We start from the raw sequence: 13269 nt of genomic DNA, 5'->3' as shown, positions 1-13269 counted from the left end.
ATTTGTTATGCCTCTTTAAAGACAATCTTACTAATCTTCACCTTTGTACCAGGTGTTGATCCTCCGAAGTCGAAGAACAGACGGATTGCCGATGCATCAGTACCCTCCTTCAGTGTTGCATTCTTCAGTGTGAATGTGTAAGGCTCGTCGGCCTTGATGTCGTGACGACCCTCGCAGAAGAAGTTGCTATCGCCACTGTCGGTGAGCTTGATGGTCACGCCTGGGCAGTCGGCATCAGCAGTTACTACCACCTGGAAGTGATACTCCTTGTTGGCCTTGGCTGTCAGCTCGGTGTCGATATGGAACTGACCCTGCCACTGGCTGCCACCCATTCCTTCTGGGAGAGTGAGCTCAACAGTGTCGCCGTTGCGAGTAGCTACAGGCTGGTTGGCCAGCTCTGTCCAAGCGTCGTTAGCGAACCAGTAGGCGAATGTGCTCTTTACTGAACCATCGTCAACACCCTTCCACAGGTTGCTGGCATCGTCGTAGTTCAGAACTACAGCCTCTTCGAGATAGATCTTGCTGATCTTCACGTGAGTGCCAGCAGGTGTACCACCAAAGTCGAAGAACATGCGCAGCTGGTCGGCATCAGCACCATCCTTCAGTGTCAGGCCCTCGCGCTTCACGATGAGTGGCTCGTCGGCCTTAACAGGGATGCGCTCCTCGAGCAGGAAGTTAGAATCGCCACCGTCGGTGAGCTTGAAGGTAACACCAGCGCAGTCGTTGTCGGCCTCTAATACACAGTAGAAATTATAGGCCTTTGATGCACTTGCTGTAAGCTTGGTGTCGATATGGAACTGGCCCTGCCACTGGCTGCCACCGATACCATCAGGCATGGTGAGCTCGTAAGTGTCGCCGCTGTGTGTACATACTGGGCTTGTAATCTGTGTCCAGCTGTCATCAGCAAACCAGTAAGCGAACTCGCTAGCTACTGTACCATCGTCAACAGCCTTCCAAAGGTTGGCGCCGCTCTCATAGTTCCAATCCATCACAGGCTTCTCGCCCTCTTCGCCACCACCTGAAACGATGGTACCATCGTCGTTAGCGTGATCCTTGATAACCACGTTGCTTACGTTGATCTTGGTAGCACCGGTAGCATGACCGAAGTCGAATACCAACTTCACCTTAGAAAGGTCCTTACCTGCTATGTCGCTCTGCCAGAATACGATATCCTGACCAGCCTTGAGGTTCACGTCGGCTACGTCGATGATAGCATCGGCATCTGCCTCGTCGGTGAGCTTAACAGTCACACCGTCGATATCCTTATCAGCATTGAAGATAACAGAGAAGTCGTAGTTGGTTCCAGCCTTCAGATTCAGGTCGGTGTGGAGGTGGAACTGAGCCTGCCAGCGGTCTGAGCAAGCATCGGGAACTGTCACGGTGTAGTCGTTGTTTCCACCAGTGTAGCCAGCTTCCATCTCGCCAGTGCGCTCTGTGCCCCAACCTGGGTTGAAGTAGAATGTGGCGTTAGGAGTGATGCCCTTCCAGAGGTTGAAGTCGCTGTTGGCATCGAATCCCTGCTCCTCAACGAGGCGCTCATCAGGAGCGCTTGTCAGGATGTAGCGCCATGCAATACCGCGATCAGGAGCGTCGTAAACCAGCACCAGCTTGGTGGCTGTGAGGGTCTCGATACGGAACTTAGGATTCTCGTACTGAGCGTCGCTCGAGATGTAGGGGAATGCGGTGTTGTCGGCCAGCTGGATGTAGGTCTGCTTGGTCACGTTGCCCTCGGCATCCTCCCAGTCGTAGATCTCGAAGCTCCAGCTTGATGTCTGGTTGCCCACAGCTACATCTACGTCGGCATTGTCGTTCTGGGTGTTCCATTTGGTTACGCCCTTATTCACATAGGTGTTACCGTCGGCACCAGCATTGTAGGTATAGCTACCGCCCTTGCGTGTGGTGGCTGTAAAGGTGATGCGGTCGTCGTAAACACCAAAGTCCTTCTTATCGTTGGGAGCAGCACTCCACCATTCGGTGGCAGCTGTTCCGGCAGGGCCGCAGCCCAGGTGTCCCTGCTCCTTGTTGGCTATACGCCACTCCTTGTCGCAGATACGACGGAAATCGGCAGAGTAGTCAATCTTAGTCTCGTTGAAAGTGAATGTCTTGCTGATGACACCCTGACTGAAACCATTGCGGTTGCCCAATTTCATGTCGATAGTATAGGTGCCGGCCTCAGGATTCTGGAATCCCACCTCCTGCAGTGTAGAGTAGGTGTTGCCGTTGATAATCCAGATGGGGTATGTGCCTGGCTGTGGGGTGTAGTTGGCAATCATCTGGTTGGTTTCCTGATCGACGCTGATGTTGAAGTCAACACCGCTTACCGATGGAATACCATTGGGGTCGGCGCCGTCGAATTTTTCGGGCGAGCAGGCGGTCATCATCACACCTGCTGCCAGCGCACCCATTGTATATTTAATCAGATTCTTCATAATCTTTTTAATGTTTAATCATTAATGTTTAATATTAATAGTTGTTCTGCACCAGTGTTGGGTCGGCATCAAGCTCGCTCTGTGACAGAGGAATGTGCTTCTTGCTGGCACTCCAGGTGTTAGTACGATAGCCGTAGGTGTCGGGAACCAGCTTCAGGGTAGCCTTTTCGGTGGCACCGCTGATACCCTCGGCACGAACCAGGTCGAAGTAACGCTTGCCCTCACCGCAGAACTCCAGGTGACGCTCATTCAGTACGTCGTCGATAGTAACGCTGCTCAGGTTAGCAAGACCTGCACGTGTACGAACCTCGTTAACATAACCAGTGGCCTCGGTTGCGCTGCCACCTGTCTGCAACAGTAGCTCGGCTGCATTCAGCAGGGTCTCGGCATAGCGGTAGATGCGCTTGTTGTTATTGTAGTTCAGGTTCTTTGATGTAGGACAGTCCTGATTGTTGGCACTCTGTGGACGATACTTACCGTGCCAGATGTGAGTGTCCTGATAACGCTCGGTATAGGTGTAGCCACGAACGTCCCAGCAGGTAACATCGCGACGCTTGTCGTTATCGGCATACATATTGTAGGCCTCTAAGCGCATGGGCAGGAAGCCCCAACCGTCGTTACCGCTGTCCCAGCCTTCGCCACCAGCCCAACCGTTAGGCGAGCAGAGTGTAGGGAATACGGTACCACCTGCATGCAGTGGTGTGCCCCAGTCGCGCTGGGCGTTATCGTCGTCGTAAGTAATCTCAAAAATGCTCTCTGAGCACATCTCACCGTTCTCTGAGAACAGATCCTTGAAGTCGGGATTCAGCGAGTAGTTGCTGTCGCCGATAATCTGCTTCATGTAAGTAAGAGCAGTAGGATAGCGGGCTGCGTCGTTCTGGTACATTACCATCTCGGCATACAGCATGTAGGCCATAGCCTGTGATACGCGACCCTCGTTGGCTGCATCCCAACGCATAGGCAGCACGTTCGAAGCGATGATGGCCTCGAGCTCAGGCAGCAGCTGTGCATAAATCTCATCAGCAGTAATCTGTGGGGCTGTGTAAGGCTCGCTCAGGTTCTCCAGATAGAAAGGAACGTTGCCGTAGTAGTGCCACAGAATATTATAATAGTACACGCGGAGCAGACGGGCCTGCATCTCGTACGATGTGCGGTTCTTTTCGTTGCCGCCACCCCATGAGCAGTACTTAATCACGTCGTTACAACGCTTGATACCGCTGTAGAAGTCGCCCCAAAGAGTACCCAGGGTGTTGTTGCCGTCGCCCTCAAAGTTGAACAGCTTGTGCCAGTGCTGGTTGTCGCTGATGCTCGAACCACCAACCCAGAAGTCGTCGCCCATAATCTCGGCGTCGCAAGTCAGGTCGTTATAGGCTGTTCCGTCCCAGTCGGGCCAGTGCAGTGGGGCATAGGCCGATGTGCAAGCCTCGCTCAGGTGCTCGTCGGTCATGTAATATTCCTCCAGAGGCTCACCAGTGGGGTTCTCTACCTCCAGGAAACTGTCGTTACAAGCAGTCAGCGATACGGCTACTACTCCAGCGAACAGTGTTTTATATATCTTCGTATTCATAATACTTCAATTCTTTTATTTTTACATTATTACATTTTTACATTTTACAGCGAGAGGTTGCAACCTACAGTAAAGATGCGTGCCTGTGGATATACACCGTAATCTACACCCATTGATGTGCTGCCAGAACCGATCTCAGGATCGAATCCCCAGTACTTGGTCCAGGTGAAGAGGTTCTCGGCGCGAACATACACGCGGAATCGCTCGATGTTTACACGCTTGGTAAGCTGCTTAGGCAGTGTGTAACCCAATGAGATGTTCTTCAGGCGCAGGTAGCTGCCGTCCTGTACGTAGATGTCGCTAACCACCCAGTTCTTGCTGTCGCCCAGCTTCAGCATAGGAATCTTGTTTGATGTGCCCTCGCCGGTCCAGCGCTGCAGCACCCAAGTTGGGTAGTTACCCGATGCGATATCCTGGCGCCAGGTAGCGTCGAAGATATCGGCACCATAAACGCCCTGGAAGAAGATGTTGAAGTCGAAGCCCTTCCAATCGGCATTCAGGTTCAAACCGTAAGTCCAGTCGGGTGTTGGCTTACCAATCTTGGTACGGTCGTCGCTGGTAATGTAGCCATCACCGTTTACATCCACGAAGATCAGGTCGCCAGGAACCGACGAAGCGTGATTCTTAGCATTGTAAGCATCGGCCTCGGCCTGGTTCTGCAGTACACCTGCAGTCTTGTAACCATAGAAGTATGGGAAAGGCTGACCGTTCTCGGCACGTGTGCCACCATCGCTGAACTGACTGATACCGTAGTTCAGGAAGCCAGTATCGTTACCCAGGTTCTTCAGGGTGTTCTTCAGGTGCGATGCGTTGGCCTTAATGGCAAAGTGTGCATCGGCAATGTTGAACTTGTAACCCAGCTCAAACTCGATACCCTTATTCTCCATGTCGCCCACGTTACCGATAGGCTTGGTCTCACCTACGTAGCTTGGGATAGGCATGGTCATCAGCATACCATTGGTCTTCTTGATATAGTAGTCAACAGTAAATGTAAGCTTGTTGTTCCACAGGCCCAGGTCGATACCCAGGTCGGTCTGCTCACTCTCCTCCCACTTCAGGTTCTCGTTAGCCAGTCCGTTGGCCTTCGAACCGTAATTCATCACGCCCTGACGGCCAAAGTAGTAGTTGCTTGTGCCACCAGTGGTGGTGAGCACGGTGTAGCGGAAGTCACCGATGTTCTCGTTACCGTTCTTACCCCAGCTGGCGCGGAACTTCAGGTTGCTGAGCCAGTCGCTGGTGTTCTTCATGAAGTCCTCGTTCATGATGTTCCAACCGATAGAGAATGAGGGGAACACACCATATTTGTTGTTTGATCCGAAGCGGCTTGAACCATCGCGGCGGATGGTGCCCTGGAACATGTACTTCTCGTCGTAGTTGTAGCTCAAACGGGCAAAGAGCGAAGCCAGGTGATGCTCTACGTTAGGACCAGCCCAACCGCTAACCAGACTCTTAACACCTGTAATGTGGCCGTCGGCATCGGTAGTGGTCTCAATGCTACCACCAGTGGTGTAGTCAACATAAGGCTTGTTTACGTTAATCAGGTTCCAGTGCGATGCACCTACGTAGCTACCCTTGTACTTCAGGGCGCTCTGACCCAGTACTACACCGATAGAGTGCTTGCCAAACTCTTTGTCGTAAGTCAGCGTGTTCTCAACCTGCCACTGTGTAGCGTCGGCCTTCTCGGCTGAAGCCGATGTGTGGTCGCTGTTGTTGTTACCAGAGAGGTAGTACTTTGATACGGTAGCACCCTCGCTGCCCCAGAAACTCTGCTCGGCACTCCAGGTGAAGTGGTACTTCAGGTTGTCCCAGATCTGCAGATCGATAGCAAACTTAGGTCTGAACTTATGACTCCAGCCGCGGCTGGGGTTACCCTGCATCATGGCGATGGGGTTGTTCTGCTCCTGATAGCTACCTACGTAGTTGGGAATAGTATAAGGATTGCCGTTCTCGTCGCGATAAAGGTCGTAAGCGCTGTAACGGTCAATCATATCCTGAGCCACAGCACCAGTGAGTGTTACGGGCAGTGTGGGAGCCAGGTACAGGGCCGAACCCAGGGGCGAACCCCATGTAGAGTTGGTGTCGATACCTGTGCTATGTGTGCGCATATAAGAGAGGTTTGCGCTGATGTCCAGTTTGTTCAGGAAGTTGCGCTCCTTTGAGTCGTCGAACAGGTTGAACTGGTTGTTTGAGTTGATGGTCAAACGGTCGTAGTTAGAGCGGCCGTAGTTACCACCCACGATACCATCCTGAGTGTAGTAACCCAGCGACAGGTAGTAGTTTACCTTTTCGGTAGCACCGCTAACCGATACGTCGTGCTGTACTACAGGGGCGTTATCGTTAAACAGCAGTTCCTGCCAATCGGTACCAAAACCGGTAATCTTGTTACCGTTGGCATCGGTCAGGTTATAAGGATCGGCATACAAAGGAGCCTGTCCGCCGTTCACGTATTTCTCGTTCTGCAGGATGGCATAGTCGGTAGCACTGGTCACGTCGCGATGCTTCCAGGCGCTCTGCCAACCGTAGCTGAAGTTATAGTTGATCTGAGCCTTACCCACTTTACCTTTCTTAGTAGTAACGAGGATGACACCGTTGGCAGCACGAGCACCATAGATGGCACCTGATGCCGCATCCTTCAGTACCTCGATACTCTCGATATCGTAAGGGTTAACGCTCTCCAGACCGTACTGGTCGGTAGGCATGCCATCGATAATGTACAGCGGGTTGGTATCATTAATAGTACCTGTACCGCGCACGCGAATCATCGACTGTGAACCAGGCTGTCCGTTGGCAGATGTAACGTTTACACCAGCAGCCAGACCTTTCAGGGCATCATCGGCACGCAGACGTGTCTTACCCTCCAGGTCATCCGAGCTAACCTTGGCGATTGAGGCTGTTACCACGCTCTTCTTCTGCACACCGTAGCCGATAACAACTACGTCCTGCAGAGTCTGTGCATCTTCTTTCAGCACCACACGCATGTTGCGGGTTGCTTTTAGTTCTTGGGTTACATAACCAATGTAACTTACTACGATAGTAGCGCCCTCGTTAACCTTAATGGTGAAGTTTCCATTAAAGTCGGTAATAGTACCATTCTGAGGATTACCTTTTTCAACGACCGAAGCACCGATAACGGTCTCGCCCTGGTCGTCAATCACAGTGCCCACGATTCCCTGGGCCCAAGATGTCATGGTCACCATAAGTGCCAGAAACATCATTACTAACCTGCTTTTCTTCATACTTTGGTTTTATTAAATGTTAATGTTAAGTTAGAATATACCCTATTAGGATTTTCTGCTGCAAAGATAATTAATTTTAATGCTCGCATTTGGCAGCACAGAGCGAAAAGTGGACGAAATGATACGCTTAAAATGTCTAAAGTGCTGATTAACAGTGTGATAAGATTTTTAAAAAATCTAAAAAGAGTGGACGAAATATAGAGGTGTAAAACGTACATTTTACAGATTCTTTAACCAAAAATTCGCTTTAATTAGTCAAAAACGTCTTTCACTGCATTGGTCGTCAATCATGGTTATACGTTCCAAGCAAAGAAAAAGTCATAGTTAGTGTGTTTTTCGTGTTGTGTGGACGAACACAACCTCTTTTTAAAGTTAAATAGAGTTAACAAAGCAAAGAAAATGGAGAGAATATTTGGTTTGGTAGATTAAAATGCGTACATTTGCACTCGTACAACAGTTTTTTAAGTTTTATTGAACAATCTGATCTAGTTTACCTTTAATCTGACATGAAGTAATATACGGAACGAGTGAAAATGTGCGTGATTTCGAAAAACGAATGAATGCACATTTTTTTTGTGCAAAATTATAGGTTCATTTGGTCCTTATTACGAAGAAATTGCTTAATTTTGCAGCAAAATAAAAACAATACGACTTATGATTGTACTTTATATTATAATAGGTATCGCAGTGGGTGCTGTAGCGCTTTACCTGCTGATGGATCGCAAAATGGATCACCTCCGTATAGAGGGTGGCAAAACTGGCATGGAGCTGAAACTGAAGAATGAGCAGTTGGCAGAGAGCACCAGCAGAGTGCGCCACTTGGAGGGTGAGAACCGTGAGTTGCATGCACGTGCCGAAGCTCAGATGCGAGAGTTGCAGTTGCTGCATCAGCAGATGGCTGAAGAGTCGCAGCGCCATGAGGAGCGCTTTAAGAATATGGCTCAGCAACTGCTGGAGCAGAGTGCCCAGAAACTGAAGCAGTCGAATACCGAAACAATATCTGGCATCACGCAACCATTGAAGGATGCTATCGCCAACATGCAGAAGGCTATCAGTGAAAACCAAAAGGAGAGCGCAGCCCATTCGGCTTCGTTTCGTGAGCAGATGCTGCTGATGATGCAACAAACGCAGCAACTGGGTGAGAAGGCTGAAAACTTGACGAATGTGCTGCGACGCGATAACAAGGTGAGTGGTAACATGGGCGAGATTATTCTGGGCGACCTGCTGAATAGTCAGGGTCTGACGGAGGGCATCCACTACGAGGTGCAGGCCCGTTTGCGCGATGAACTCGGACGTCCCATGAAACACGATGAGACCGGTCGCGAGATGCAGCCCGACGTGATTCTGCATTACCCACAGGGGCAGGATGCTATCATCGATTCGAAGGTATCGTTGGTAGCCTACGAGAAATACGTGAATGCCGAGACACCCGAGGATAAGGAGCGTTACCTGCAGGACCACATCAAGAGTGTGCGTCAGCATGTAAACGAGTTGGCACGTAAGGACTACTCGAAGTATGTGAAGAATGGTCGCGATGTGATTGATTTCGTGATTATGTTCGTACCCTTCGAGTCATCGCTGCAGTTGGCATTGGCCAATGATCCTACGTTGTGGCGCGAGGCTTTCGAAAAGAAGGTGTTTGTAACGGGCGAGCAGAACCTGTTGGGCATTCTGCACATGATACACATTGCCTGGGTGCAGAACCAGCAGGCCGAGAATCAGGAGAAAGTATTTGGCTTGGCTGAGCAGTTGTTGGATCGCTTAGGCGACTTTGTGCAGCGCTATAACGACCTGGGTAGTAAGATTGAGGCTGTGCAGAAGGCTTACGACAACACCAATAACAAGTTGATAACTGGTCGTCAAAGCGTCACCCAAAAAGCCCAAGAACTAATCACCCTAGGTGCCAAGGAGAATCCAAACCGTAAAATCCCCACACCTGAGATTGGTATTGAATGATTTTTTAGCAACGGACTACAGGATTTTAGGATTTATGTTATACGAAGAACTATCAGGGAAGATACTAAAGGCATATTTTACAGTCTTAAGTACTTTAGGGACAGGTTTCTTAGAGTCTGTATATGAAAATGCTCTATGTATAGAACTTGACGAATTGGGTGTTTCGTATGAAAGACATTGCTAAAAAAAAAGAAAATGGGAGTATATATAAGCGAGAAGATATGGGATTTTGACTTGCAAGCGGCATTGGCTGAGATTTCGGAGCAGCGCCGCGAGCAGGCCCTGAAGTTTAAACACGAACAGGGGCAGCGTTTGTGCGTGCTGGCCTACCAGCTGTTGAAGGAGGGCTTACGCCAGGAGTATGGCATCACCGATAATCCCATCTTCGACTATAACGAGCACGGCAAACCCAGCATTGTGGGCCATCCGAAGATATATTTTAATCTGAGTCATTGCAAGGAGGCTGCCATCTGTGTCATCAGCGATAAGCCCGTTGGCGTAGATGTGGAGTGTATCCGCGAATTCAAGGATAGCCTGGTAAACTACACCATGAACGATGAGGAGAAAGCTGAAATGTCAAGGTCAGATAATCCCGAAGCCACTTTCATCCGCTTTTGGACGATGAAAGAGGCCACTGCCAAGCTTGTCGGCACTGGCATCACTCACGATGTGAAATCCCTGATCAACTCCACCAAATATAAATATACCACCGTCGAGCGACAGCGGTATATTTATACTGTTTGTGAATATCTTTAATTACTTAATCAGGTTACCAAGGATGTCTCTTGTAAGTTCCTTGGTAATGGTTCGGGTAGCGGCACTGGTGGCGTTTTTCACTACGCGACCTTTTGCCGAGGTGCGACTCTTGGTTTTCTTACCCGTTACCTTATCGCTTACGTAGGTGCCTAACATAGCTGCCAGGGTAGAGGTGATGGCAGTCAGAATGGCCTTTCCTACCTTTGCCAGTATACCCGACTTCTTTTTCTCGGCCTTAGCTTCAGGCTGTGGAACCTCAACTTCGGTCTGCTCCTGTTCCTGCAGGGCGCGATCGGCTTCGGCCATCAGTACCTCGAAGGCACTCTCGCGATCCACTGGTGTGTCGTACTTACCATAGATGCGACTCTGCTTGATGATATCGAGACGCTGCCCCTCGGTGATGGCACCAATCTGCGAGAGCGGGAACAGAATCTTGGCGCGCTCAACAATGGTGGGTGCACCCTTCTCGTCGAGGAAACTAACAAGCGCCTCGCCTGTCTCCAGGTTCATGATGGCCTCGTCGGTTTTAAATGCTGGGTTAGGACGGAACGTGTCGGCAGCGGTCTTAACAGCCTTCTGATCCTTTGGTGTGTAAGCACGCAGGGCATGCTGCACACGGTTGCCTAACTGTCCGAGGATGTTTTCGGGGATATCGGTAGGACTCTGGGTAATAAAGTAGATACCCACGCCCTTTGAACGAATCAAACGGATAACCTGCTCAATCTTATCGAGCAATGCCTTTGATGTGCCGTCGAACAGCATGTGTGCCTCGTCGAAGAAGAATACCAACTTAGGCAGCGGCATGTCGCCTACCTCGGGGAGGGTAGAGTAGAGCTCGCTCAAAAGCCACAACAGGAATGTAGAGTACAACTTGGGCTGCATCATCAACTTATCGGCAGCCAGCACATTCATGATACCCTTGCCACCTTCGGTCTGCATCAGGTCGAAGATGTCGAACGAGGGCTCGCCAAAGAACTGGTTGGCGCCTTGGTTCTCCAACTGCAACAGGGCGCGCTGGATGGCGCCTACCGAAGCAGTTGAGATATTACCATATTTAGTGGTGTACTCCTTGGCATGCTGCGATACATAGTCGAGCATGGCGCGCAGGTCTTTCAGGTCGAGAATCAGCAGTCCGCGCTCGTCGGCAATGCGGAACACGATGTTCAGTACGCCATCCTGTGTCTCGTTCAGGTCGAGCAGACGACTGAGCAACTGTGGACCCATCTGTGAGATGGTGGCACGCATGGGATGTCCTTGTTCGCCAAATACATCGAAGAAGCGTACAGGACAACTCTGGAACTCAGGATTCTCGATGCCAAATTCGGGCATGCGCTTCTCGATAAAGCCGCTCAGCTTACCAGTCTGCGAGATACCCGAGAGGTCGCCCTTCATATCGGCCATGAAGCAGGGTACACCTGCCTGGCAGAAGGTCTCGGCCATCACCTGCAGGGTAACGGTTTTACCTGTACCTGTGGCACCAGCAATCAAACCATGACGGTTGGCCATCTTACCTGTAATACTCAGTGCTCCGTTAGAGCAGTGGGCTATGTAAAGCCCTCTTTCCTTGTCGTACATACGCTTTTGTTTTAAGTTTATGGCGCAAATATACAAATAAGTGAGCAATATACCAAAAAAAATCCCGTCAACTTGACGGGATTCCTGATATTTTTTTAGTTGTATTTCAAAATTTGTCCTGGGCGCAAGCGTATGTTCTTGCCGATGTGGTTCAGCTCGCAGAGCTTAGCAATCGTGGTGTGATGCTTGCGGGCAATGGCCTGCAGGGTATCGCCCTTCTTAACCTTGTGGAAGTGTACATTAGATGATGTACGTGGGGCTGTTGCAATCTCGAGCTCGTCGTCCTGATCGTTATCGCCAGCGGTTACACCACCAACACCACGCAGACGAGTGGCCATAGCCGACTCAGCAGCGTACTTGCTGCGACGGAACATGTAGAAATCGCCTACAACATCCTGATTGCGGAAGTCGAACAGCAGAGCTGGGTTCAGGGCTACACCGCAAAGACGTGTCTCGAAGTGCAGGTGTGAACCAGTACTACGACCAGTGTTACCACCCAATCCGATAGGATCACCAGCCTTAACCTCCTGATTCTCAACTACCAGGTGCTTTGACATGTGACCATAGATAGTCTCCAGACCATTGTGGTGGCGGATAACTACGTACTTACCATAACCCTTAGGCTCATATTTTACGATACGGATCTTACCGCTGAAGGCGGCGCGGATGGTATCACCAATATATACTTTGATGTCGAGGCCCTTGTGCTGACGTCCCCAACGTGCGCCGAAGTTTGAGGTGAGCACACGGCTATCGGTAGGCATGTGGAAACCTCTCAGGTCGATACGGAATGAGTCGGGGAGTACTGTTTCGCGGTGGGCATATACATTATTCCAGTCTTCGTAGAGGTCGGCTGAGGGGTTGTACTTCTCCTCCTGCTCAATGATTCGCTTGAGAACCATCGAGTCGACTGCCTTCATCTTGCGATCGACTGGTGCCTGCTTAGCCAACAGATCCTGTGCAGACGCGGGGGCTGCAACAAAAACTGAGAATGCCAAAACAGCTATTTTCTTAAAGCTTTTAATGTTCATATACTTAGTTGAGTTAATATCAAATTAAAAAATCCGGTGCAAAGGTACTAATATTGCATGAAAAACGGAAATATATTGGTGTTTTTTGTTCACTTTTAACACTTTCGCCGATATTTTGTTGTTTTTTCAGGTTAATATGGCTAAATGTGTCGATTTCCGTTTACTGCTGCACTCTACGTGCACCGATGTAACGACGGGCGTAACCCGAGTCGGTAGAACTGTTGATAGTAATACCGTTATTGGTACTGGCGTGAATGAAGGTAAATGTATTGTTGATGGGATCTACATCAACCACGATACCTACATGGCCAACACCTCGACCAGAACGTGGACTGGTAAAGAATACCAGGTCGCCACTCTGCAACTCATCGCGGGTGATGGGGATATTGCGTGCATACTGATCTCTTGATGAAGCACCGATAAACAAATCGGTTTGCTGCTTGTAAACATAGCTGGTAAAGCCAGAGCAGTCGAAAGCGCTTGGACCTTTACCACCTGAGCGGTAGCGGGCACCCATGTGTGAGAAAGCCTCGCTCATAATCATCTCGGTCTTCTCGAATGCCTCGTTCAAATCGTCTTGTGTTCCATAAATGAAGTCGAAGTTGCCAATCTCCTCCTCGTCTGGAGCCTGGTCAGGGTTAACCTTTCCAAGAGCGAGGTCGCTCATAGAAAGCATCAACATCAGGGCAAATATAAACAATTTCTTCATAATGGTTTGC

The 13269-nt window shown here is 50.0% G+C and carries 9 protein-coding genes; 3 read left to right on the top strand and 6 right to left on the bottom strand.

Annotated features, from left to right (window positions below; genetic code table 11):
* Positions 1 to 5: 5 nt before the first annotated feature.
* The 3 genes from PRU_RS15400 to PRU_RS10075 are packed head-to-tail and all read right to left on the bottom strand — an operon-like array spanning position 6 to position 7232.
* Entirely contained in the window at positions 6 to 2429 is a 2424-nt protein-coding gene (locus PRU_RS15400; RefSeq protein WP_049769142.1) for a hypothetical protein, read from the bottom strand.
* A 34-nt stretch (positions 2430 to 2463) separates the two neighbouring features.
* Complete coding sequence (locus PRU_RS10080; RefSeq protein WP_013065666.1) at positions 2464 to 3996, bottom strand: RagB/SusD family nutrient uptake outer membrane protein; 1533 nt, start codon at positions 3994 to 3996, stop codon at positions 2464 to 2466.
* Positions 3997 to 4040: 44 nt separating this feature from the next.
* Positions 4041 to 7232: a SusC/RagA family TonB-linked outer membrane protein gene (locus PRU_RS10075; protein ID WP_013063744.1), complete on the bottom strand. Its 3192-nt coding sequence runs from the start codon at positions 7230 to 7232 to the stop codon at positions 4041 to 4043.
* A 654-nt stretch (positions 7233 to 7886) separates the two neighbouring features.
* Between PRU_RS10075 and PRU_RS10070 the strand changes: the two genes are divergently transcribed.
* The 3 genes from PRU_RS10070 to PRU_RS15395 are packed head-to-tail and all read left to right on the top strand — an operon-like array spanning position 7887 to position 9944.
* Entirely contained in the window at positions 7887 to 9188 is a 1302-nt protein-coding gene (locus tag PRU_RS10070; RefSeq protein WP_013065466.1) for a DNA recombination protein RmuC, read from the top strand.
* Positions 9189 to 9222: 34 nt separating this feature from the next.
* A complete protein-coding gene (locus PRU_RS15725) occupies positions 9223 to 9372 on the top strand; it encodes a GxxExxY protein (protein WP_080517198.1) in 150 nt (49 codons plus the stop codon).
* 11 nt (positions 9373 to 9383) lie between these two features.
* Positions 9384 to 9944: a 4'-phosphopantetheinyl transferase family protein gene (locus PRU_RS15395; protein ID WP_013063463.1), complete on the top strand. Its 561-nt coding sequence runs from the start codon at positions 9384 to 9386 to the stop codon at positions 9942 to 9944.
* Here the strand turns inward: PRU_RS15395 and PRU_RS10060 are convergent, their stop codons facing one another.
* The 3 genes from PRU_RS10060 to PRU_RS10050 all read right to left on the bottom strand — a co-directional run bounded on the left by PRU_RS10060 (position 9945) and on the right by PRU_RS10050 (position 13259).
* On the bottom strand, positions 9945 to 11519 hold the full coding sequence (locus PRU_RS10060) for a helicase HerA-like domain-containing protein (protein ID WP_041386085.1): 1575 nt from the start codon (positions 11517 to 11519) through the stop codon (positions 9945 to 9947). It lies immediately after the preceding gene.
* Positions 11520 to 11614: 95 nt separating this feature from the next.
* A complete protein-coding gene (locus PRU_RS10055; RefSeq protein ID WP_013064255.1) occupies positions 11615 to 12550 on the bottom strand; it encodes a M23 family metallopeptidase in 936 nt (311 codons plus the stop codon).
* Between the two features lie 160 nt (positions 12551 to 12710).
* Positions 12711 to 13259, bottom strand: a complete 549-nt coding sequence (locus tag PRU_RS10050) for a C40 family peptidase (protein ID WP_013064209.1) — start codon at positions 13257 to 13259, stop codon at positions 12711 to 12713.
* Between the last annotated feature and the right edge of the window lie 10 nt (positions 13260 to 13269).

This window comes from Xylanibacter ruminicola 23 (assembly GCF_000025925.1).
GTDB lineage: Bacteria > Bacteroidota > Bacteroidia > Bacteroidales > Bacteroidaceae > Prevotella > Prevotella ruminicola.
This window is presented reverse-complemented; position numbering and strand designations above follow the sequence as displayed.

Excerpts from the sequence above, each read along its gene's own strand:
- PRU_RS15400 (WP_049769142.1), bottom strand. The coding sequence starts at position 2,429 with ATGAAGAATCTGATTAAATATACAATGGGTGCGCTGGCAGCAGGTGTG.
- PRU_RS10080 (WP_013065666.1), bottom strand. The coding sequence starts at position 3,996 with ATGAATACGAAGATATATAAAACACTGTTCGCTGGAGTAGTAGCCGTA.
- PRU_RS10075 (WP_013063744.1), bottom strand. The coding sequence starts at position 7,232 with ATGAAGAAAAGCAGGTTAGTAATGATGTTTCTGGCACTTATGGTGACC.
- PRU_RS10070 (WP_013065466.1), top strand. The coding sequence starts at position 7,887 with ATGATTGTACTTTATATTATAATAGGTATCGCAGTGGGTGCTGTAGCG.
- PRU_RS15725 (WP_080517198.1), top strand. The coding sequence starts at position 9,223 with ATGTTATACGAAGAACTATCAGGGAAGATACTAAAGGCATATTTTACA.
- PRU_RS15395 (WP_013063463.1), top strand. The coding sequence starts at position 9,384 with ATGGGAGTATATATAAGCGAGAAGATATGGGATTTTGACTTGCAAGCG.
- PRU_RS10060 (WP_041386085.1), bottom strand. The coding sequence starts at position 11,519 with ATGTACGACAAGGAAAGAGGGCTTTACATAGCCCACTGCTCTAACGGA.
- PRU_RS10055 (WP_013064255.1), bottom strand. The coding sequence starts at position 12,550 with ATGAACATTAAAAGCTTTAAGAAAATAGCTGTTTTGGCATTCTCAGTT.
- PRU_RS10050 (WP_013064209.1), bottom strand. The coding sequence starts at position 13,259 with ATGAAGAAATTGTTTATATTTGCCCTGATGTTGATGCTTTCTATGAGC.